Annotated in this window: 27 protein-coding genes, 1 tRNA gene and 1 pseudogene; 24 read left to right on the forward strand and 5 right to left on the reverse strand. The window is 38.3% G+C overall.

Annotation, left to right across the window (positions count from 1 at the left end):
- Window positions 1–7 precede the first annotated feature (7 nt).
- The 6 genes from G6W42_RS08650 to mnmA are packed head-to-tail and all read left to right on the forward strand — an operon-like array spanning window position 8 to window position 4,634.
- Window positions 8–352: a hypothetical protein gene (locus G6W42_RS08650; protein ID WP_012140116.1), complete on the forward strand. Its 345-nt coding sequence runs from the start codon at window positions 8–10 to the stop codon at window positions 350–352.
- On the forward strand, window positions 324–1,028 hold the full coding sequence (locus tag G6W42_RS08655) for an RNA polymerase sigma factor FliA (RefSeq protein ID WP_194173695.1): 705 nt from the start codon (window positions 324–326) through the stop codon (window positions 1,026–1,028). Before G6W42_RS08650 ends, G6W42_RS08655 begins: the two co-directional genes overlap by 29 nt.
- Window positions 1,028–2,131, forward strand: coding sequence for a flagellar motor switch protein FliM (fliM, locus tag G6W42_RS08660; protein WP_012140115.1), 1,104 nt, complete (start codon window positions 1,028–1,030; stop codon window positions 2,129–2,131). The genes G6W42_RS08655 and fliM overlap by 1 nt, the downstream gene beginning before the upstream one ends.
- On the forward strand, window positions 2,121–2,975 hold the full coding sequence (gene fliY, locus G6W42_RS08665; protein WP_194173696.1) for a flagellar motor switch protein FliY: 855 nt from the start codon (window positions 2,121–2,123) through the stop codon (window positions 2,973–2,975). Before fliM ends, fliY begins: the two co-directional genes overlap by 11 nt.
- Window positions 2,975–3,565, forward strand: a complete 591-nt coding sequence (locus tag G6W42_RS08670; RefSeq protein ID WP_087583760.1) for a TIGR00730 family Rossman fold protein — start codon at window positions 2,975–2,977, stop codon at window positions 3,563–3,565. Before fliY ends, G6W42_RS08670 begins: the two co-directional genes overlap by 1 nt.
- 16 nt (window positions 3,566–3,581) lie before the next feature.
- A complete protein-coding gene (gene mnmA, locus G6W42_RS08675) occupies window positions 3,582–4,634 on the forward strand; it encodes a tRNA 2-thiouridine(34) synthase MnmA (RefSeq protein WP_346010470.1) in 1,053 nt (350 codons plus the stop codon).
- Here the strand turns inward: mnmA and G6W42_RS08680 are convergent.
- The gene (locus G6W42_RS08680) at window positions 4,621–4,983 is read right to left on the reverse strand and encodes a DUF488 domain-containing protein (protein ID WP_009294214.1); all 363 of its coding nucleotides are present in this window, start codon (window positions 4,981–4,983) and stop codon (window positions 4,621–4,623) included. The genes mnmA and G6W42_RS08680 overlap by 14 nt on opposite strands.
- 173 nt (window positions 4,984–5,156) lie before the next feature.
- On the opposite strand from G6W42_RS08680, the gene G6W42_RS08685 reads away from it, so the two are divergent.
- Window positions 5,157–6,086, forward strand: a complete 930-nt coding sequence (locus G6W42_RS08685) for a ribose-phosphate pyrophosphokinase (RefSeq protein ID WP_021084389.1) — start codon at window positions 5,157–5,159, stop codon at window positions 6,084–6,086.
- 338 nt (window positions 6,087–6,424) lie between these two features.
- Here the strand turns inward: G6W42_RS08685 and G6W42_RS08690 are convergent, their stop codons facing one another.
- The 3 genes from G6W42_RS08690 to G6W42_RS08700 all read right to left on the reverse strand — a co-directional run bounded on the left by G6W42_RS08690 (window position 6,425) and on the right by G6W42_RS08700 (window position 7,951).
- On the reverse strand, window positions 6,425–6,838 hold the full coding sequence (locus G6W42_RS08690) for an Rrf2 family transcriptional regulator (protein WP_194173698.1): 414 nt from the start codon (window positions 6,836–6,838) through the stop codon (window positions 6,425–6,427).
- Between the two features lie 75 nt (window positions 6,839–6,913).
- The gene (locus G6W42_RS08695; protein ID WP_194173699.1) at window positions 6,914–7,549 is read right to left on the reverse strand and encodes an SDR family oxidoreductase; all 636 of its coding nucleotides are present in this window, start codon (window positions 7,547–7,549) and stop codon (window positions 6,914–6,916) included.
- Between the two features lie 27 nt (window positions 7,550–7,576).
- Entirely contained in the window at window positions 7,577–7,951 is a 375-nt protein-coding gene (locus G6W42_RS08700) for a cupin domain-containing protein (protein WP_194173700.1), read from the reverse strand.
- A gap of 152 nt (window positions 7,952–8,103) precedes the next feature.
- Between G6W42_RS08700 and G6W42_RS08705 the strand changes: the two genes are divergently transcribed.
- The 17 genes and pseudogenes from G6W42_RS08705 (at window position 8,104) to G6W42_RS08780 (ending at window position 21,197) form a co-directional block, all read left to right on the forward strand.
- Window positions 8,104–8,976 (forward strand): ABC transporter six-transmembrane domain-containing protein, encoded by an 873-nt coding sequence (locus G6W42_RS08705; RefSeq protein WP_194173701.1) that lies wholly within the window; start codon window positions 8,104–8,106, stop codon window positions 8,974–8,976.
- Window positions 8,966–9,886 (forward strand): cation diffusion facilitator family transporter, encoded by a 921-nt coding sequence (locus G6W42_RS08710; protein WP_194173702.1) that lies wholly within the window; start codon window positions 8,966–8,968, stop codon window positions 9,884–9,886. Before G6W42_RS08705 ends, G6W42_RS08710 begins: the two co-directional genes overlap by 11 nt.
- Before the next feature lie 26 nt (window positions 9,887–9,912).
- Window positions 9,913–10,308, forward strand: a complete 396-nt coding sequence (locus G6W42_RS08715) for a transporter (RefSeq protein WP_194173703.1) — start codon at window positions 9,913–9,915, stop codon at window positions 10,306–10,308.
- Window positions 10,309–10,398: 90 nt separating this feature from the next.
- A complete protein-coding gene (gene lepA, locus G6W42_RS08720; protein WP_194173704.1) occupies window positions 10,399–12,189 on the forward strand; it encodes a translation elongation factor 4 in 1,791 nt (596 codons plus the stop codon).
- 211 nt (window positions 12,190–12,400) lie between these two features.
- Complete coding sequence (locus G6W42_RS08725) at window positions 12,401–12,631, forward strand: 2-hydroxymuconate tautomerase family protein (protein ID WP_009294206.1); 231 nt, start codon at window positions 12,401–12,403, stop codon at window positions 12,629–12,631.
- Window positions 12,625–13,347 carry a hypothetical protein gene (locus G6W42_RS08730; protein ID WP_194173705.1) on the forward strand — a complete coding sequence of 241 codons (723 nt, stop codon included), beginning with the start codon at window positions 12,625–12,627 and terminating at the stop codon, window positions 13,345–13,347. The genes G6W42_RS08725 and G6W42_RS08730 overlap by 7 nt, the downstream gene beginning before the upstream one ends.
- An 11-nt stretch (window positions 13,348–13,358) precedes the next feature.
- Entirely contained in the window at window positions 13,359–13,916 is a 558-nt protein-coding gene (locus G6W42_RS08735) for a YajG family lipoprotein (protein WP_194173706.1), read from the forward strand.
- Window positions 13,916–14,485, forward strand: a complete 570-nt coding sequence (locus G6W42_RS08740; RefSeq protein ID WP_194173707.1) for a ComF family protein — start codon at window positions 13,916–13,918, stop codon at window positions 14,483–14,485. The genes G6W42_RS08735 and G6W42_RS08740 overlap by 1 nt, the downstream gene beginning before the upstream one ends.
- Window positions 14,486–14,757: 272 nt before the next feature.
- Window positions 14,758–15,402 (forward strand): annotated as a pseudogene (locus tag G6W42_RS10870) (cache domain-containing protein); the annotation flags it as partial.
- A 585-nt stretch (window positions 15,403–15,987) separates the two neighbouring features.
- The gene (locus G6W42_RS10875) at window positions 15,988–16,578 is read left to right on the forward strand and encodes a methyl-accepting chemotaxis protein (RefSeq protein WP_430640620.1); all 591 of its coding nucleotides are present in this window, start codon (window positions 15,988–15,990) and stop codon (window positions 16,576–16,578) included.
- A 209-nt stretch (window positions 16,579–16,787) separates the two neighbouring features.
- A tRNA-Asn gene (locus tag G6W42_RS08750) sits at window positions 16,788–16,862 on the forward strand.
- Between the two features lie 326 nt (window positions 16,863–17,188).
- Window positions 17,189–17,443, forward strand: a complete 255-nt coding sequence (locus tag G6W42_RS08755) for a helix-turn-helix transcriptional regulator (protein WP_035145040.1) — start codon at window positions 17,189–17,191, stop codon at window positions 17,441–17,443.
- Window positions 17,443–17,760 carry a plasmid mobilization protein gene (locus G6W42_RS08760; protein WP_194173709.1) on the forward strand — a complete coding sequence of 106 codons (318 nt, stop codon included), beginning with the start codon at window positions 17,443–17,445 and terminating at the stop codon, window positions 17,758–17,760. Before G6W42_RS08755 ends, G6W42_RS08760 begins: the two co-directional genes overlap by 1 nt.
- A gap of 2 nt (window positions 17,761–17,762) precedes the next feature.
- A complete protein-coding gene (locus tag G6W42_RS08765; RefSeq protein WP_194173710.1) occupies window positions 17,763–18,368 on the forward strand; it encodes a relaxase/mobilization nuclease domain-containing protein in 606 nt (201 codons plus the stop codon).
- A 216-nt stretch (window positions 18,369–18,584) separates the two neighbouring features.
- Entirely contained in the window at window positions 18,585–19,538 is a 954-nt protein-coding gene (locus G6W42_RS08770) for a Gfo/Idh/MocA family oxidoreductase (RefSeq protein WP_194173711.1), read from the forward strand.
- Entirely contained in the window at window positions 19,538–20,119 is a 582-nt protein-coding gene (locus tag G6W42_RS08775) for an acyltransferase (protein WP_194173712.1), read from the forward strand. Before G6W42_RS08770 ends, G6W42_RS08775 begins: the two co-directional genes overlap by 1 nt.
- Window positions 20,109–21,197: an aminotransferase class I/II-fold pyridoxal phosphate-dependent enzyme gene (locus G6W42_RS08780; protein WP_194173713.1), complete on the forward strand. Its 1,089-nt coding sequence runs from the start codon at window positions 20,109–20,111 to the stop codon at window positions 21,195–21,197. Before G6W42_RS08775 ends, G6W42_RS08780 begins: the two co-directional genes overlap by 11 nt.
- Window positions 21,198–21,388: 191 nt before the next feature.
- Here the strand turns inward: G6W42_RS08780 and G6W42_RS10390 are convergent.
- On the reverse strand, window positions 21,389–21,575 hold a 187-nt coding region (locus G6W42_RS10390), incomplete at its 5' end, for a hypothetical protein (RefSeq protein ID WP_206759041.1).

A 21,575-nucleotide genomic window follows, 5' to 3' on the forward strand; every position in this document is an offset into this window, starting at 1 on the left:
TTGAGCTTTGCGTGCAGAAAATTTTATAGCATTTTTTACGGTTTGTGGATTTTTCATAGGCATAGTTTTTACCTTGCTAAAGGTGAGTGAGCCTATCGAAATGCTCGTTTATACGCTAGTTATTACCTTATTTTTCTACCTTATAATTCACATCGTGATAATGAACTACGTCGATGTAAAAAGGACTTTGAAGAAATTTTTTGACAAGCAAAGACATGAGGAGATCGCAGACTATCTCATCTCTGAGCTAAACGTTAGGGAAAAACGGATGGAAAACATAATGCTAAAAGTAACCACCGAAAATTTAGACTCTGGTAAGCAAAATGTACGAACTAAAGCAAAAGCAGCTTAACGCTTATAAAAGCACCATTAAAAAAGAGCAAGACGAGATCGTCTTAAAATACATGCCAGCTTTGCGTGCAATGGCGTTTAGACTAAAGGAGCGCTTGCCTTCAAGCATCGACGTAAATGATCTTATAAGCGTTGGCGTTGAGGAGATGATAAAGCTTAGCAGGAAGTATGACAAAGAGCAAAACGACTCATTTTGGGGATATGGTAAAAAGAGAATTTATGGCTCGATGCTTGACTATCTTAGAGCGCTTGATGTTGTTAGTAGAAGCGACAGAAAGCTAGTAAAGAGCATAAATACCGAGATAGATAACTACTTTAACACACACGAAGAAGAGCCAAGCGACGAGTACTTGGCTGAAAAACTAAATGAAGATATCGAAAAGGTAAGAGAGGCAAGGGGTGTTAGTGGTATCATCACCATTTTACCAATAGACGAGCAAATGGAGCTAATCGGTCAAAGTGATGTTGAAAAAAGCGTAGAAAAAGAGGATCTTATCTTAAAGATCGAAAGTGCGCTAAAAGACTTTGATGAGCGTGATCAGATGATCGTTCAGCTCTACTACTACGAAGAGCTAAATTTAAAAGAGATCAGCGAGATAATGAATATCAGCGAGAGTAGAATTTCGCAAATTCATAAACGTTTGCTTGATCGCATCAGACGCAGCTTGGGGGTTTAATGGCTGATATTTTAAGTCAAGAAGAGATAGATGCGCTACTTGAAGTCGTCGATGAAGACGGCGATACGAGCAATATCGAGATAGAAGAGAGCCCACAAGGCGAGCAAAAGCAGATCATCATATATGACTTCAAGCGTCCAAACCGCGTCAGTAAAGAGCAGCTCCGTGCGATAAAAGGTATCCACGACAAGCTTGCTAGAAACCTAGCTAGTCAAATTTCAAGTGTCATGAGAAGTATCGTCGAACTTAGGCTTCACAGCGTCGATCAGATGACATACGGCGAGTTTTTGATGAGTTTGCCAAGTCCAACGAGCTTTAACGTCTTTTCTATAAAGCCACTTGATGGAAACTGCATTTTAGAGATAAACCCAAGCATAGCATTTCCTATGATAGACCGCTTGCTTGGCGGAACTGGCGAAAATTTCGAGGCAAACAGAGAGCTAACTGACATCGAGGTAAATTTGCTCGATGCGGTGCTTAGGATGATCATGCAGCGCTTAAAAGAGAGCTGGTCTATGATAACTGATATGTATCCAAACGTTGAGGCAAAAGAGAGCAGTCCAAACGTCGTGCAGATCGTCTCACAAAACGAGATCGTTATCATGGTCGTTATGGAGATCATCGTTGGTGGCTCAAGCGGTATGATAAATTTATGCTATCCAGTCATCTACCTAGAGCCGATCCTATCGCGCCTTGCTAATAGAGACATCATGCTTGGCGAAACGAGTGCTAAAAAGAGTAGAAACAAAGAGCTAAAAACGCTAATAGGCCGTGCTGAGGTGCTTTATGAGGCGATATTAGGAAAGTCTATCGTTAGTGTAAATGAGTTTTTAAATTTAAAAGAGGGCGATATCTTAAGGCTTGATAGAGGTGCTGACGACAAAGCGATCGTTTGTATCGATAAAAAAGAGGTATTCTTGGCTGAAGTTGGGCTTCATAGATTTAGAAAGTCTATCAAGATCGAACAGCTAATCCGCTCTGACAAAGACGAGATCAAGCACATCCTAGAAAAATACGAAGAAGAGCGAAAAGCAAAACTAATGGCATACGACGAGGCCAACGAACACAACAACGAAGAAGAGAGCGAAGATAATGACGAATGAATTTTTTAACATCTTTTCAAATGAGCTAAAAGCGACTATCGAAGGGCTGACGGGCAGAGCGCCAGAGATCGGCGAGAGAAATGAATTTGACGCACCAGCGCAAAATGGCATAAAACCGCCAGTTGTCATGGCTAGTGTGACATTAAGTGGTGACATCAATGCAAAAGCAGAGATCGCCTGCACGCCGGTGCTTATAAGCGCGGTTAGTGAGTGGATGATGGGCGAGGAGGAAATCTCACGCAATGAAAACCTCGGTAGCGACGAGCTTGACGCCGCAAAAGAGATATTTTCAAACCTCTTTAGCGCCTTTAGCACCTCTCTTGGAGCGCAAAAGGGTATGCCAAAGATCAGCTTTGAGGTGATAAATGTAAATTTCTTAGATGAAAACTCATCACTTGATTTTAGCGTTTTTGAAAAGCTTTTTTTGTTTAACATAAAGATCGAGGATCTAAATGAGCATGTGGCTTTTGTCTGCGATCATACGCTTATGAGATTTTTCGAGCCTGCTAAAAGTGAGCCAGCAGATGCTGCAAAAGCTGCAGCCGCTCCCCATGCACTAAAGGGCGAATTTAGCGCAGAGGAGATGAGAAACATCGGCCTTATCATGGACGTTAGACTACCAATGCGTGTTCGTATCGGCTCAAAAAGGATGCTCTTAAAAGATGTGCTCACTATGGACATAGGCTCAGTCATCGAGCTAAATCAACTCGCAAACGACCCGCTTGAAATTTTGATAGGAGATAAGGTGATAGCCCTTGGCGAAGTTGTCATAATAGACGGCAACTTTGGCATCCAGATCACTCAGATAGGCTCAAAACGCGAGAGGCTTCAGCAGTTAAAATAATGAATGAATTAGTAAATGATCTCTTAAAATTTCCAAGTGTTTTAAAGTATAAAAACAAAAATGTAACCTTCTTTGGCTCGGCTAGATTTGATGAAGAAAATTTCTACTGCAAAAAGGCATACGAGCTAGCTTACAAGCTAAATGAGCTAGGTTTTGCCATCTTAACTGGCGGAGGAGATGGCATAATGAGAGCGGCAAACAAGGGTGCATTTGATAGCGCAAAATCCCCTAGCGTCGCACTAAACGTGAGGCTGCCGTTTGAACAACAAACAAATCCATACGTCACTGCAAAATACCTCTTTTCAAATTTAAGTCCAAGAAAATTTGCTCTAACTGATAGCTCTATCGCATTTGTCGTCTTTCCTGGCGGCTTTGGCACGCTTGATGAGCTATTTGAAATTTTAGTCCTAGCTCACGTTGGTAGCAAAAAAGTGAAAATTTTTCTTTACGGATGCGAGTTTTGGCAGGGGCTTGATGAGTTTATACGAAAGACGCTGATCCCTCAAAAAACGATAAACGAAGAAGATCTAAATTTATATAAAATCACCGATGATATAGAGCTTATCGTAAGTGAAATTTTGGCTATTTAAAAATAAGATATAAAATATCGCCTTTAAATTTAAAAAAGGTAAAAATATGAAAATAATGGTTGCAATGAGCGGCGGCGTAGATAGCACGATGACGGCTAAATTTCTGCAAGAGGCTGGACATGAGGTGCAAGGCTGCTACATGATGCTTCATCAAAAGCCAGGATACCACGAAGAAAACATCAGAAAAGTCAAAAAAGTGGGCGAATATCTTGGCATCAAGGTGCATATCCTTGACCTGCAGGATAAATTTAACGAATATGTCTATGATCCATTTGTCAGGCTTTATAAAGAGGGCAAGACGCCCAATCCTTGCGCCTTGTGTAATAAATTTATAAAGCTTGGTGCGCTACTTGACTTTGCAAAGGCAAATGGCTGCGAGAAGCTTGCTACTGGGCATTACGTGCAGGTGGTTGATGGTTTTATAACCTGCGCCAAAGATCCTAGCAAGGATCAAAGCTACTTTTTAGCTCAGGTACCAAAAGAGGTGCTAAAAGATGTCATTTTCCCGCTTGGGGATAAATTTAAAAAAGATATCAAAGAGCTAGCAAGAGGCGTAAAAGTGCTTGAAGAGTTCGCTACTCAGGCAGAAAGCAGTGAAATTTGCTTTGTGGAAAATACCTATATCGAGGTTTTAAACAAGCACTACAACACAAATTTACCAGGCAACGTGGTCGATAAAGATGGCAATATCATCGGCCGCCATCAAGGCTACATGCACTACACTATCGGCAAACGCCGTGGTTTTGAGGTTTTTGGCGCTCATGAGCCACACTTTGTCATCAAGATAAACGCTGATAAAAATGAGATCGTTGTCGGCACAAAGGATGACCTTGCTCAAAAGGTGGTCGAGCTTGAAAATGTAAATTTATTTATAGATGAATATAAATTTGAGTGCGAAACAAAGATAAGGTATAGAAGCCCTAAACTTGAGGCTTTTGTAGAGGTTGATAAAGCTAGCAAAACCGCAAAGCTAACGCTAAATCAAAACGCACTTGGCGTAGCGCAAGGTCAGCTTTGCGTGATGTATGACGGGGAGCGCGTCATCGCAAGCGGTTTTATAAAGAGCTAAGCGCCTCTTTTATCACCTTAACGTGGCTAAATTCTGGCTCTTTGACAGCAGTTAGAAGCGCCACGTTTTTATACTCTTTTTCTAGCTTTTTAAGCTCTTTTAGCCCCTCTTGCTCCTCTTTGCCATTTAGCTCTTGCCTAAATCTTTTGCAAAATTCATCAAACCTAGCCTCCTTATCCTCATGAAACCATGACCTTAGCTCGTTTGATGGAGTGACTGATTTTAGCCAGATGAAGCTAGAAAAGATCTCTTTTTTCACGCCTCTAGGATATAGTCTATCGATAAAGACACCTTTAAAACTCTCGTCGTCGCTTTTAATAAAGTCGTAAATTCTACATATCTTAAACATGTTTGTTATCTTAGTCCTCATAAATTTATAAATATAAAATGGTTTAAAAATTTGGTGTAAATTTTGCCTTTTGGAGTATAAAATTTGGCTAAAATTAGTTGGTAAATAAATTTAAATTTAAAGCTCATTTTGATAAAATCCCAACATAAAAATCACTAAAAAAGGTTACTATTATGAGAGGCTATAAAATTTTCTCAGGCACCGCAAATATCGAGCTTTCGAAGAAAATTTCGCAATATTTGTCGCTTCCGCTCAGTGAAGCTAGCATAAAAAGATTTAGCGATGGTGAGATCAGCGTGCAAATCGGCGAAAGCGTGCGTGGAAAAGATGTCTTTGTCATCCAGCCAACATGCGCCCCAGCAAATATAAATTTAATGGAGCTTCTTATCTTAACTGACGCTTTAAAACGTAGTAGCGCAAGCTCTATAACAGCGATAGTGCCATACTTTGGCTACGCTAGACAAGACAGAAAAGCAGCTCCTAGAGTGCCTATCACTGCAAAACTAGTGGCAAATATGATGCAAACAGCAGGCATCGACAGAGTCGTTACTATGGACCTTCACGCAGGGCAAATTCAAGGTTTTTTTGACATTCCGGTAGATAACCTTTATGGTAGCATTGTTTTTAACGACTACGTAAAAGCTAAAAATTTACCAAACCCAGTCGTCGCAAGCCCAGATGTAGGCGGCGTGGCTCGTGCTAGAGCCTTGGCGAAAAATCTAAATTTGCTAGATATGGTCATCGTTGATAAACGCCGCGAGAAAGCAAATGAGAGCGAAGTGATGAACGTGATCGGCGATGTGAAAGGCAAAGATGTGATCTTGGTCGATGATATGATCGATACTGCTGGCACCATCGTAAAAGCAGCTGAAATTTTCAAAGAGCGTGGCGCAACTAGCGTAATGGCGTTTTGCACGCACCCAGTGCTTAGCGGACCAGCTTATGATAGACTAAAACTTGGCTTTTTAGACGAGCTGGTGGTGACTGATACGATCCCGTTAAAAGAAGAACTCCCTTGTATAAAAGTGCTAAGCACAGCTTCACTATTTGGCGAAGTGATACGCCGTGTTTATCACAACGAAAGCGTAAATAGCTTGTTTTAGTAATCATTGCAGGCTAAAGCGTTAGCCTGCTAAATTTATCTGTTTTGGCTGATTGATATTTATCTTTTGTATTAAATTTACAGCCCAAAAGACTTAAAATCCTGCTTGTAACAAGCCTAAATTTGAAGTCAAATAAATACAAATCGCAATGAAACCTCACCGCTAAATTTCTATACGCTAGCTACTAAAATTTAAGCTCTAATCAAAAGGCGCAGTGCCGACCAGATCCGCGTGGGAGCTGCGACAAATGCCGTTAGGATCGCACAAAAATGGACCATGATGCAGGAGTAGATTGTAAATTTATTTAGGCTAGAAAGGATCAAATTTCTAGCCTAAATTTATCTCGCAAGTTCGTCTAGCAAGTCTTGCAAAGTAACGTTTTTTAGCTCGTTTTCTAGCGCAGTTTGCGCTCTTAAAAAGTGCCCGCCTAAAAGCTCCTCTATCCTGCCACCAAGCGGGCAGGCTTTTGGTGAATCAGAGTGAATTTTAAAAAGTTTTTCTTTATCATTTACTGCGTTAAAAATTTCAAGTAAATTTATATCTTTTGGCTCTTTTGCAAGGCTCACTCCACCAACTCCAGCTGCGACATTTACGAGCCCTGCAGCCTTTAGAGTGCCAAGTAGGCGCCTAACGATAACTGGGTTTGTGTTTATGCTGCTAGCTATAAATTCGCTTGTAACCTTCTCATTTTCAAAAAAATTAGCACACAAAAGCGCGTGTATCGCAGTTGAAAATTTAATGCCAACTTGCATAAGCTCCCTTAAATTTCATATTTAAACCCCTAAGTTTAGCAGGCGTAAGTTTAAATTTGCCTGCTAAAACTAAGCTCACGCTCTCTCGCCGACTGCAGTGAAGCGTTTTTGGATAAATTTCTTGTTTTTTAGCTCGTCTATGATCGCAAGCGCAAGGTCTGCGTAGCTTATGTAGCTCTCATTTTTTGAGTTTAGTATGAGATCGTCCCCGCCAAGCACATATTTGCCGGTGCGAGCGCCGTTTTCGTCGTAGTCACCTGCTGGACTTACATACGTCCAAAGCACATTTGCGCTACCTTTTAGCACAAAATAAGACTCTGCCGTAGCCTTTGCCACGCCCATATATGCTACTGGGAAGTCTGGGGTGTCCATGAGCATAGTGCCTTTGCTATCAACAAATAACGTGCCAGCGCCGCCAACTACGATGAGCCTTGTGCTAGTGCCTTCTAGTAAATTTACTAGGTGAGCAGCCACTTTTTTGTGAAGCGGGAAAGTCTCTTCGCTCCATGCTGCAAATGCGCTGATAACGGTGTCAAAGCCTGCTAGATCAGCCTTTGTAAGCTCGAAAATATCTTTATAAACGACCTTTACGCTTTCGTTTTTATACTCTTTGTTTCTAACGATCGCTGTGACGTCGTAACCTTGTTTTAGTGCCTCATTTACTAAATTTGCACCGCTTTTGCCGTTTGCACCTATGATTGCTATTTTCATGTTTTTCCTTTAAATTTCTTTTTAAATTTAGAGCCAGCTTGGCTTTATGTCATCAACTATCACGCCGTCGCTCATTGTGTATTGCTCTAGGCTACCGCGTTTTGTCTGGATACAGATCATTTTGATGCCGTTTTTGCCAGCCCTAAAGCACCTCTTACCCTCTGGATCTATGCGCACCGCGTCGCCTTTGCTTACTTTTATCACTTCGCCGTCGATGAAAAGCTCGCCATCGCCCTCAATGATGATGTAAAGCTCCTCGTTTTGCTTATGCGCATGGACAAATGGCACGCTCGCGTTTGCTGGAAGTTCGTTTATAGATACCTCACAGCCAGTTAAATTTAAAGCCTCTTTTAGCTCAACTCTTGGCTCGTTTGTGATCTTTGCAACCTGATAATTTTTCATTTTGTTCTCCTTGTTTTTTGTGTTGTAATCTTTTTATTTACAACCGATGAGCGAAGTATAATGTTTTTTTGTTGTAATGTCAAGAGTTACAACAAAAATTTTTCAAAATTTATAAATTTGAGCTAAAATTCGCAAAATTTTTAGGAGTAAATTTGCAAAATAACGCCTTTAAAACGCTAAAAGGCATAGCGACCGAGCATAACAAAAAGCTCATTTTGACCTTTGCCTTTGTGCTAGCAGAGAACGGACTTTTTCTAGCTTATCCGATATTTGCAGGCTTTGCGATCAACGCAATCATACAAGGCAACACGCTAAATGCCCTCATTTACGCACTTTTTGTGCTCATAGCGTGGCTTGTAGGAGCCATTAGGCGCCGCGTGGATACGCAAGTTTTTGCAAATATCTACGCAAAGCTTGCTGTAAATGTCATCATGAATGAAAAACAAAATGCCAAAGACGACTCCGCTATCATCGCTAGAGTAGCGCTCTCACGTGAGTTTGTAAATTTCTTTGAGACGCACTTTCCGATGTTTTTTAACTCTGTTATTTCGATCATCGGCTCAGCATTTATGCTCATCTTTGTCGAGCCAAAGGTCGCTGTGGCGTGCTTTGGAGTGATGGTCTTTTTTCTTATATTTTTGCCAAGATATGTTAAGAAAAATGACGACCTTTATCTTCGCTTAAACAACCGCCTAGAAAAAGAGGCAAAAGTGATAGGCGCTTTTAGCAAAAGCACGCTAGATAGGCACTATGGCGTCGTTTCTAAATTTCGCATAGCGATCTCAAACAGGGAAGCGGTGAGCTATTTTATCATCGGCATTAGCGCTTCGGTACTCTTTTTGGTGGCGATAATGGTACTAAGCTCGCAACCAACAAACGCCGGCCACATCTACTCCGTGATGACTTATATCTGGAATTTCGTCATTAGCCTTGACGACTCGCCAAAGCTCATCGAGGAGTTTTCAAATTTAAAAGACATAGGCAAAAGGATCGACGCCCAAAAGAAGGACAATGATGCACAATAAGAGCGTTCTTAGAAATTCATTTTTTCTAATTTTTACATTTATGATAGTTGAGGCCGTTTTTGGCTTTTTTTCAAACTCACTTGCGCTAATTAGCGACGCATTTCACATGCTCTCTGACGCTGCTGCGCTATTTTTGTCGTTGGTTGCTTTTAAGATCGCAGAAAAAAGGGCAAATTTACAAAAGACCTTTGGCTACAAAAGGGTCGAGATCGTCGCTGCTTTCATAAATGCTATCGCTCTTATCGCGCTTGCTATCTTTGTCATAGTTGAAGCGATCATTAGGCTTTTTAACGAGCCAGAGATAGAGGCTAAAACGATGCTTTTTGTTAGTATTTTGGGGCTTGTGGTAAATTTAGTCGTGGCTATTTACATGCACAAAAGTGCTGATACAAAAGAAAATTTAAATATGAAAGGGGCTTATCTGCACGTGCTTGGCGACACGCTTGGCTCGGTTGGAGCGATCGTCGCGGCGCTTCTTGTGATGAAATTTGACTTCACGCAGGCCGATAGCATCGCAAGTATCTTTGTATCGCTACTCATCATAAAAAGTGGCGCCAGCTTGCTAAAAGATAGCTTTAATATCCTAATCGAAGCCGTGCCGCTTAAGCTTGATATGGATGAAATTTTAGGCATTATAAAGGGCGTAGATGGCGTTAAAATCGTGCATGACCTGCATATCTGGGCGATAAATGCCGGTACAAATGCGCTAATAGCCCACGTGGTGGTGGATGACGCGCTAAGCGTGGCTGAAATTTCAAAGATGATAAAGCGCATCGAGCACGAGCTTTCTCACGCAGGTATCGGTCACGTCACGCTTCAGTTTGAGAGCGAGAGCCTTGGGCACAAAGACGATCTCATCTGCGAGCTAAAAAGCGAGCATAAAGACGAGCACTTTGGGCATCATCACTAAAATTCGACACAAAAGGCTTAAATTTAATGTTGCGCATAAAAAATGAATATCTGGTAGTCGTGGCTATGGGTTTGCTTTGCACTTTTATGGGCAGTGTCATAGTTTCTCTTATCGCGGTAAATTTCGTAGTAGCCTTGATCTGCGCTCTATTTTGTATGAAAAAGGATTATATATTTATTTTGTTGTTGGCATTAAATTTTGCTCTATATTTTAATGCCATAGACACCCCTTTTGAACAACCAGAGCTTTGGACTTATCACGTGCCAGCGCTGGCAAATGCGACTTATGGGCTTAGTGTTTTAGTCTATGCCTCGGCATTTTTAGGTTTTTTGCCACTTGTAGTTTGTATCTATTTTTTATATTCGCTTTGTGTTGTGCTCTTTGATCTGCGTAAAATTTTAAGAGCTAAATTTGAGCTTTAAATTTAAACCTTACTGACCTAGCAAAACTCATTTTTACTCAACTTTAACGATTTTTTTTATAAAATCGCCTAAAATTTAACTAGGGATTTCATGAAAAACATTAGAAATTTTAGCATCATCGCTCACATCGACCACGGCAAAAGCACGCTTGCTGACCGTCTCATTCAAGAGTGTGGCGCTGTTAGCGACCGTGAGATGAGCTCGCAGATCATGGACACGATGGATATAGAAAAAGAGCGTGGTATCACGATCAAAGCTCAGTCTGTCCGCCTAAACTATGCACTAAATGGGCAAAATTTTGTTCTAAATTTGATAGACACCCCAGGACACGTTGATTTTAGCTACGAGGTGAGCCGCTCTTTGGCTAGTTGCGAGGGCGCGCTACTTGTCGTGGATGCCAGTCAGGGCGTGGAGGCACAAACCATCGCAAACGTCTATATCGCACTTGAAAACAACCTAGAGATCATCCCAGTCATCAACAAGATCGACCTACCAGCGGCTGATCCTGCTAGGGTAAAAGACGAGATCGAGCACATCATCGGCCTTGACTGCTCAGGAGCGATCGAAGTGAGCGCAAAAACAGGCGTTGGAATAAAAGAGCTACTTGAAGCGATCATCACGAGGATCCCTGCACCAAATGGCGATGCAAGCAAGCCTACAAAGGCGCTAATCTACGATAGCTGGTTTGACAACTACCTTGGCGCGCTTGCTCTTGTGCGTGTATACGACGGCGCAATATCTAAAAATGACGAAATTTTAGTCATGGGAACAGGCAAAAAGCATATCGTGCTTGATCTCATGTACCCAAATCCGATCGCACCGATAAAGACAAAAAGTATCGCAGCTGGCGAGGTCGGTATAGTCGTGCTTGGACTAAAAAACGTTAGCGACGTGCAAGTTGGAGATACGATAACGCAGTCAGGAAATCCGCTAAAAGAGCCAGTTGGAGGCTTTGAGAGGGCTAAGCCTTTTGTATTTGCGGGACTTTATCCGATCGAAACTGATAAATTTGAAGATCTGCGTGACGCGCTTGATAAGCTAAAGCTAAACGACAGCTCCATTAGCTACGAGCCAGAGACCTCGGTCGCGCTTGGATTTGGCTTTAGGGTTGGCTTTTTGGGACTACTACACATGGAGGTCGTTAAAGAGAGGCTAGAGCGTGAATTTGATCTAGATCTCATCGCCACAGCGCCGACCGTGACTTACGAAGTGCGGCAAACTGACGGGGTAAATTTAAAAATTCAAAACCCAAGCCAGCTACCGCCTGTAAATAAAATAGACTCTATCCTTGAGCCATACGTAAAAGCGACGATCATCACGCCAAGCGAGTTTTTGGGCAACATCATTACGCTTTTAAACAACCGCCGTGGCATACAAACAAAGATGGACTACATCACGACTGACCGCGTTTTACTCGAGTATGACATACCGATGAATGAGATCGTGATGGACTTTTATGACAAGCTAAAATCAAGCACCAAAGGCTACGCGAGCTTTGATTATGAACCAAGCGATTACCGAGTGGGCGATCTAGTAAAGCTTGATGTCAAAGTGGCTGGCGAGACGGTCGATGCGCTCTCTATCATCGTGCCTGAGAGCAAGGCGCAGACAAAGGGTAGGGACTTTGTAAAGGCGATGAAAGAGATCGTGCCGCGTCAGCTCTTTGAGGTGGCGATACAAGCTAGCATCGGCAATAAAATAATAGCTCGTGAAACGGTAAAATCAATGGGTAAAAACGTCACAGCCAAGTGCTATGGCGGCGACATCACTCGTAAGAGAAAGTTGCTAGAAAAGCAAAAAGAGGGTAAGAAGCGGATGAAGGCGATAGGAAAGGTGAATTTGCCGCAGGAGGCGTTTTTATCGGTCCTAAAAATAGACTGACGGCTTATCTTTTGTGCCCTTTTGAAAGAGTTAGTGAAATTTTGGCTTGATGAACTATCTGTTCTATCTGCACCAAAATTTCACGTCACAGCTTTCAAAATCATCACAAAATATCTCGCCTTATATAGATCTGGCGGTAGGTCTGCTTGTGGATTGTTTTGGTTGATGAATTTGATTAAAATTAAATGCTAAATTTACAAAAAGGAGTGCTATGCCATTTGTGAAAATTTGCGTGACAAAAGAGGGTGATAGCCCAAGTGTGGAGCAAAAAGAGAAGATGATAAGTGGAGTTACAAAGCTAATAAGCGAAATTTTAGGTAGAAGCGCTCAAAATACCGTTGTTATTATCGATGAGATCGATACGAACAACTACGGCATCGCAGGCGAGAGTGTAAAAAATCTCCGTAAAAAACAAAAAGAGCAAAAGGAAGTGAAATGCTAAGAGCGACATTATTAGCAGTTTTTGCAGCTATCTTTCTAACTGGCTGTGTAGCAAAAGCTAGCCTTTGTCTATCGTGTGAGGGTATAGACGGCGTGCAAAGTGCAAGCATAAGTAGCGAAGATAAGACCTATTTTGAAGAGGTTATGAGGATCCCAGCTGACTGCAGCGCTTGCAAGGGCAGGGGCGATGGCGTCTTTATAAACGGCGTCAAGTATAGAAGCGACGTGGCGATAAACTGCTGCTTAGAAAAAAATATGATCGACATAAATGTTGGTCTAAAAAAGGTCTATTTTCATAGGATTGTGGATGCCAGAAGCAGCGCAAGCTCGATTTATTATACAAGAGAAGATGGTAGCGGTGTGGTCTTTAACTCAAACCCACGCCTAGAAGTGCTCTTTTATATGTTTTTAAAACGTGAGCTAAATTCGCGTGGCATCGTGGTCGTAGATACGCAAACATCTCCTTATACATATAGGCTTGATTTTAGATTTGACGAGCTTAGAGGCACTTACTCAAGAAGCTCAGAAATTTTAAACGGACATCTATACGGCGAGCTTGTGCTTTCAGATATAAATTTCAAAAAACGAATTCCTATCTCGACTAGACACCATGTGGAGGAGCTTGAGGCGTCAAAAAGTGGTCAGTTTGACTTCTTTATCGCGCTTCTTGTCAAGCAAGCTGCGATAAAAGTGGCTGACGAGATAAGTAAACTTTAAAAGGAAAAACGATGAATAAATTTAAATTTCTAACTATTTTTGGGCTTTTTGTCCTGTTTTTGACAGGTTGCGCGCCAAGTCAGAGTGTAGTCGCATTTGACCCATACAAGGCTGCTGCGAGCCAGCAAAATAGTGGCTTTGAGGTCTATGTGAGCGCAGTGCATGATAACCGCAAAAATAAAAGCGTTATAGCAACAATTACCGATAGCAAGGGTAGTGTTGAAGAGTATATCGTGCTTCAAAACGACCTTTCAGCGTACTTTGGTGACGCGCTCAAAAAAGAGCTCATGGCACGTGGCGCAAATGTAAATGGTATGGGCGGCGTTGTGGTCGAAGTTTTCATAAACGAATTTGAAGCAAATATGAGCGGATATGGCAGCGACAATACAAAGGGCAAGATAAAGATCACGCTTAAGATACAAAAAGGCGATCAAAGCATCATCAAAAATATCTCAAACAACGAGACTAAATTTGAGTTTATCCGCACAGGCGGGGCGTTTAAGCCATTTTTAACAGATATCATCAACGACGCCGTTAAGCGCACAGCACTTGCTATCTTAAATAGCTAATGTTTTGTGCGTTTTGCAAGAGCTTTACGCTAAAGACATTTTGTAAAACCTGCTCGCAAATTTTAAGCGAGCCAAGCCCTGTAGTAAGAGAGCTAGAGGGCTTTAAAATTTATAGCTTCTACGCCTACTCTGAGATCAAAGAGCTCATCCACTCAAAGCACCAAATGCACGGACTTTTTATCTATAAAAATTTAGCCAGATTTGCATTTAAGAAATTTGCTAAAAGCTTTAGCTTCCCAGAGCAAATTTATGCCCTGCCGATAGATGATAGAGTGCATCATGGCTACTCGCACACGGCTATTTTGGCAAATGAACTTCGTGCTAAAAACCTTAAACCCATCTTTCACGCCTTGCATGCGACAAGCAGTGTCAGCTACAGCGGCAAGGATATTAAATTTAGGCAAAACAATCCAAGAAATTTTAAAATTTTAAAAAAGATCACTGCGCCAGTTATCTTAGTTGATGACATCGTAACCACTGGCACAACGATACTAGAAGCTAGAGATACGCTTCAAAAAGCAGGCGTTGATGTGCTTTTTGCGCTTGTTTTAGCAGATGCTAGAAACTAAAATTTATGTGAAATTTAGCTTGAAATTTCACACCTAAATAATTGTAAATAGCTATTAACCATAAAAAATTTTTGCCGATATAAACATAAAATTTACACAAAGGGATTTTGTTTATGAAAAAAGCAGCAAACAAGATAGCACTCATTATCGTGGTGCTTTTAGTTGTCTCGCTTGGCGTGTTTTCAACGGTGAATTACACAAATACCAAGGAGAGGATTTATGATCTAGCAAAGGAGTCTAAGACTTCATCTTCAAAAGTTTTGCAGTTTTATATGAATGCATTTTTTGAAGACAAGCTTGCAGCCGTTCAAAATTTTGCTAGTTACCTCGAGGCGCATCCGCAAATTTTAGATGACAAAGAGGCTTTGGAAAAAGTGCTGATGAACGCAGCACAGGTTACTGATTTTTCTGAGTTTTACTTTGGCTATGCAGCTGATGGTGCTGTTTATAACGCTGTGCTTGATGGCAAAGAGCGTAAATTTATGGTTTTTGATCAGAGAAAAAACTATGATGCGAGGGTTAAAGGCTGGTACAAGGACGCTATTGCAAAAGATGGCATTATCTTTTCAGCTCCATACACAAGCTCAGCTGGTGGCTTAAATTTAACTATCGCTAAAAAGATAGTTGTTGATGGCAAGGTCGTTGGTGTATTTGGCGTGGATATGGGCATAGATAAGCTTGATAATGAGCTTAATAAGATAAAACCAACTCCAAGTAGCGCAATAGCTTTATTTGATTTAGAGCATAAAAAAATAATTCATTTTGTTCATAAGGATCTTGTTTTATCTGATGCTAGCGAAGCTATGAAGATCATTGACGACTACTCAAACGAGTATAAGAAAAATGGAGATAAAACATTTACTTACAATCTTAGAGGCACAGAGAGGCTTCTTGCTTGCGAGCTTTACGATCAAGCAAACTGGCTTGTATGCTCTGCAAACTCTTGGAGCGATTATGACGGAAGCCTTAGCAAAACACTTGTCTCACAAGTCATCTCTTCAGTTATATTTATAGTAGTCATCGTAGCGCTTCTTATATTTATCGTTAGCAGATCGCTTAAGCCACTCTCAAAGATATCTGATTCGCTTATTTCGTTCTTTAAATTTCTAAACTACGAGATTAAAGAGCCAGTTAAGTCAAATATCGTTTCTAAAGATGAATTTGGCGTTATGTCTTCTCTTATAAATGAAAACATCCAAAAGATCCAAACATCTAAAGAAAAAGAGAACACCTTCATCCAAAAAGCCAACACCTTTGTAAATGAGATAAAAGATGGCAACTATGAAGCAAGCCTAGAAGCTGATACAAACAACCCAGCTCTAAATCAACTAAAAAATACATTTAAAGATCTTCAAGTAGCTCTTAAAGAAGCAATCTCAAGTAATGGTAAAGATGTACTTGATCTACTAAACACATATAAAAACCAAGACTTTACAAAAAGACTTGATGATAATGGCAAGATAGCAAGTGGTATAAACTCACTAGGTATTGAGATATCTAAAATGCTAAATGACAATCTAAACCAAGCTCAAGTACTAGAAGAAAAAGCTAAACTTCTAGCAAGCTCAGTATCAAAAGTAGCAAGCTCAGCAAACACTCAAGCAAATAGCTTACAAGAAAGTGCAGCAGCAGTTGAGCAAATGAGTAGCTCAATGAATGCCATCTCTCAAAAGACAGCTGATGTTATAAGACAAAGTGATGAGATCAAAAACATCATAACTATCATTAGAGATATAGCAGATCAAACAAACCTTCTAGCACTTAATGCTGCAATAGAAGCAGCAAGAGCTGGAGAGCATGGCAGAGGATTTGCCGTTGTTGCTGATGAAGTAAGAAAACTAGCTGAACGTACTCAAAAATCTCTAGGTGAGATAGAAGCAAATACAAATGTCTTAGCTCAATCAATAAATGAGATGAGTGAATCAATCAAAGAGCAAAGTGAAGGAATAAATATGATAAATCAATCAGTTGCTCAAATAGATAATCTAACAAAAGAGAATGTGGTAATAGCTAATAGAGCCAATGAAGTAACATCTGAAGTAGATGAGATGGCTAAAGCCATAGTTGAAGAGGTTAGGAAGAAGAGGTTTTAAAAGACTCTTTCTTTAGAGTTTAAACAAACTCTTGTTTGAACAAAACTACTAAAACAAAACGATCTTGTTTTGGTAAAACTTTAAACCACTCAGGCAAATTTGCTTGAGTGGTTTAAAATATATAATTTATAAGAAAAATGGCTAAATTTTTTAGTTATTTAAGCTATTTTTAAATGATTGCTAACTATAATACGACTTCTTTTAAGTGTTCCGGATTAGCTCAGCGGTAGAGTAGGTGACTGTTAATCACTTGGTCGCTGGTTCGAACCCAGCATCCGGAGCCATTTATATTAAAAAATCCTTTTAAAACCCCGACTTTTACGATATTTTAAGAGCTTTATGCTTTATTATTTTTTGCATTTTTCCCCTTTATTTCCCCTCAGATTTATTTAATATTTTAAAATTTTCTATTTTGCTCTAATGTGTTTTTATGTATATTATTTTTTGTTTTTAAAGAGTTGTAGGCAAAAATATAAAATATTTTTACTCTAATTCGCTCTAAGCTACCCTAAAGAGCTATATTTTATAAAGAATTTCTAAAAATATCTCATTCTGTAATGAAAAAATACCTCAATTAGTATAATTAATAGTAAAAGCAAAAAGGATTTTTATGCTCGATAGTAATGAGTTTTTAAATACAGTACTACAAAGTCTAGAAAGGCAGTTTCCATCTGTGCAAGCTCTAGATCGGAAGCAAACAGCCAAGGCGATTGGAATTGGGCTTTCAACATTAGACTTACGTATCAAAGATGGCAGGAATTTACCTAGATATATAAAAATAGGTGATGCTAAAAATTCAAGGATAGTTTTTCCATTACTTTCAATAGCTGAGTTTTTAACAAATCAAAGGCAAAAGGTTTTATGATGAAGCAAAATAAGAGAAATAGACTCACTATAAGACTTGATGATAATGAATTTAATCAAGTGAATATAAATGCTTCAATATCTGGGCTAAATAAATCATCCTATATAAGATACGTTTTAATAAATGCTAAGCCACCTATTCATAAATTTGATAAGGCAATGATAGTTCAAGTGGCAAGAATAGGTAACAACATAAACCAAATTGCAAAGCATGTAAATATAGATAAAGTCATAGATTGTGTTGTTTTAAAACAAATAATTGATGTCAATAAAAAATTAGACGACTTAATGCTGCAAAAGCAAAATCCAGGAAGTTAAGCATGTTAGCAAAATTCTTTAAAAACAAAAACGGCGGTAGTGTTGCGGGTATCAACTATCTTTTGAATCATAGAGTGAAAGATGGGACGGCATTTGTTTTAAAAGGTAGCGAAGCGGTTACTAGGCAGATAGTATCCAATATGACTAAAAAACAAAAACTTTGTATTGGTTGTTTGAGTTTTGAAGAAGCTGATATTGATTTAAGTACTAAACAAAAGATTATAGACGAATTTGAAACACTACTTTTTGGAGAATACAAAGAGAGATTTAATATCCTTTGGGTTCAACATGTCGATAAAGGTCGACTTGAGTTAAATTTTGCCATACCAAAAATTGATTTAGAAAGCGGAATGGCTTTTAATCCATATTGTGACAAAAAAGATAGAGCTTTAATAGACACTTGGCAAAACCTTGCAAATTTCAAATTTAACTTTAGCGATCCAAAAGATCCCGCAAAAGCTCACATGCTTCAAGGATCAAGAAAAGAGATTGGTGTCATTAAAGACTATATTGAGCTAGAAAAAATACTGACCGAGAAATTTATAAATCAAGAATTTACTTGTAGAGAAGACATTTTAAAAGATAGAATGTTTTATTTATTTAAATAAAAATATTTATAAATAACCGAAAAATACAGTATTGGTAAAATATCATTAACGATAATATAGATTATTAAAAATTTTTATAGTATTTAATGTTTTTTTAATATTAGTGTATTTAAAATTAAAGAAAATTTTATAACTGATTAAAACTAGTTATAAGTAAGTTAATATCTAAATCCTAGTATTAATTAAAAAATAAATAACTTTTTGGAGGTTTCTTTTATGAAAAATTTTGCAATGATTGGAGTTGGTGGATATATTGCGCCAAGACATCTTAAGGCAATCAAGGACACTAACAATAAACTTGTATGTGCACTTGATAAAAGTGATAGTGTTGGTATTATGGATAGTTTTTTTCCTGATGCTAGTTTTTTTACGGAATTTGAAAGGTTTGATAGACATCTTTATAAGCTTCATGATACAAATGAAAAAATTGATTATATTGCAGTAACTACTCCAAACTATTTACACGATGCCCATATTAGATGTGCTTTAAGAAATAATGCAAATGCAATTTGTGAGAAACCATTGGTATTAAATCTAAAAAATATAGATCAGCTTGCTAAAATAGAAAAAGAAACTGGTAAAAAGATTTATAACATACTTCAATTAAGATTGCATGATAATATTATTGCACTGAAAGAACGTGTTGAATATGAGCTAAAGCAAGACCCAAACAAAATGTATGATATTGATCTTACGTATTTAACAAGCAGAGGTAAGTGGTACTTTGTGTCTTGGAAAGGTGATGAGAATAAAAGTGGTGGTATTGCTACAAATATTGGTGTGCATTTTTTTGATATGATTACTTGGATATTTGGTAAGGTTAAACAAAATATAGTACATATAAAACAACCTGATGTAAATGCTGGATATTTAGAATTAGAACATGCTAGAGTTAAGTGGTTTTTAAGTGTAAATTACGATTATATTCCAGATGATATAAAAACTAAAGGTCAAAGAACCTATAGAAGTATAACTGTAAATAATGAAGAGATTGAATTTAGTGGCGGTTTTTTTGATCTTCATACAAAAAGTTATGAAAAAATTTTAGAGGGCAATGGTTTTGGACTTGATGCTGCTAGAAATTCTGTTGAGCTTGTTTCTTTTGTGAGAAATGCTGAGATTTCACCATTAATTGGTGAATATCATAAATTTTGTAAAAAGGTTTTATAATGGATTATTTTTGTCATGAAAGTTGTTATATTGATAAAGATGTAACAATTGGTAAAAATACTAAAATTTGGCATTTCTCCCATATATTAAGTGGTTCGTCAATAGGAGAAGGTTGCTCTTTTGGTCAAAATTGTGTAATAGGTCCGAAAGTAAAAATTGGAAATGGTGTGAAGGTACAGAACAATATTTCTATTTATGAAGGCGTGGAAATAGAAGATGACGTATTCTTAGGTCCCTCTATGGTCTTTACGAATGTTGTAAATCCACGTGCATTCATTGTTAGAAAAAATGAATTTAAAAAGACTCTTCTTAAAAAAGGATGCAGTATAGGAGCAAATGCTACAATAGTTTGTGGTACAACTATTGGTGAATATGCACTTATAGGTGCTGGTGCTGTTGTAAATAAAGATGTAAAGCCTTATGCTTTAATGGTTGGAGTTCCAGCTAAGCAGATCGGCTGGGTTAGCATAGCAGGAAATACATTGAAATTTAATAATAATGGTACTGCCATTGATGAGTTAGATGGTAGTGTATATAAACTAGAGGACAATAATTTAATAAGGATAGAAAGTGAAAATTGATTTTGCAAATTTAGCCTATCAACATAATCTATATAAAGATGAGATTGAAAATGCAATATTAAAAGTTGCAAGGAACTGTAACTTTATCATGGGTGATGAAATAAATATCTTGGAAAATAAACTCCAGGATTATTTAAAAGTAAAACATGCAATAAGCTGTGCAAATGGCACAGATGCGCTTTTGCTTGCCTTAATGGCACTTGACATAAAACATGGAGATGAAGTTATAACTACGCCATTTACATTTATAGCTACAGCTGAAATGATAGCATTACTTGGTGGAAAGCCAGTTTTTGTTGATATTGATGAAAGAACCTATAATATTGATGCTAGTAAGATTGAGGCTGCTATAACATCTAAAACAAAGGCGATAGTACCAGTTTCGCTTTATGGACAACCAGCAGATATGGATATGATTTCTGAAATTGCAAAGAAGTATAGTTTGAAGGTTATAGTTGATGGAGCACAAAGTTTTGGTGCTACATTTAATGGTATTAAAGATTTGGCACTTGGAGATATCGCTACAACTTCATTTTTTCCAGCAAAACCACTTGGATGCTATGGTGATGGAGGTGCTGTTTTTACAAACAATGATATATTGGCTGAAAAAATAAGATCCTTACGAGTACATGGTCAGTCAAAGCGATATCATCACAAATATATTGGTATTGGCGGTAGGCTTGATACCATTCAAGCAGCTGTTTTAATTGTTAAATTAGAGCATTATGAAAAAGATTTGAAGCTTAGACAGCAGGTTGCGGCAAACTATACAAAAGCCTTAAAAGATAAAAAAAATATTGTTTTACCATATGTTGAGAATAGAGCAGCATCGGCATGGGCACAATATTCTGTTAGGGTAAAAAATAGAGATATTGTTCAAGAAAAACTTAAAGCAAAAAATATTCCAACTGCTATTCATTATCCTATGCCACTACATTTGCAAGAATGTTTTAAGTATTTGGGATATATGGAAGGCGATTTTAAAGTAGCCGAGAAAGTTTCCAATGAAATTTTAAGCCTTCCAATGAATCCATACTTGTGTTATGAAGAAATTGAGTATATATCAGATGCTTTATGAAATTTTAAAAGTAGTATTAGAACATATTATTAGAATGTATAAGTATAGAAAGATAATTTATACAAAAACGGTTTATGATATAAGACAAAATACTCAGGGTCTTTATTGGGTATGAGATGGATAGTGCTTTATCCTATATTGTTTTTATGCATGTATGCACTAGTTTATTTGATGATTTTCAAAATAAGACTTCAAATAATGTCTCCATATGAATATGTACTTTTAATATTTTGTGGGTTAATACCTTTTTTAAGTTTTGCTGAAGCTATAGGTCGTGGTGTTGGCAGTGTTGTTGCAAATTCCAATCTTATTAAAAATACTATGTTTCCAATCGAATTTATTTCTGTAAATATAGTATTTTCGTCACAAATATTACTT

The sequence above is a fragment of the Campylobacter concisus genome, assembly GCF_015230015.1.
In the GTDB taxonomy this organism is placed as follows: domain Bacteria; phylum Campylobacterota; class Campylobacteria; order Campylobacterales; family Campylobacteraceae; genus Campylobacter_A; species Campylobacter_A concisus_AF.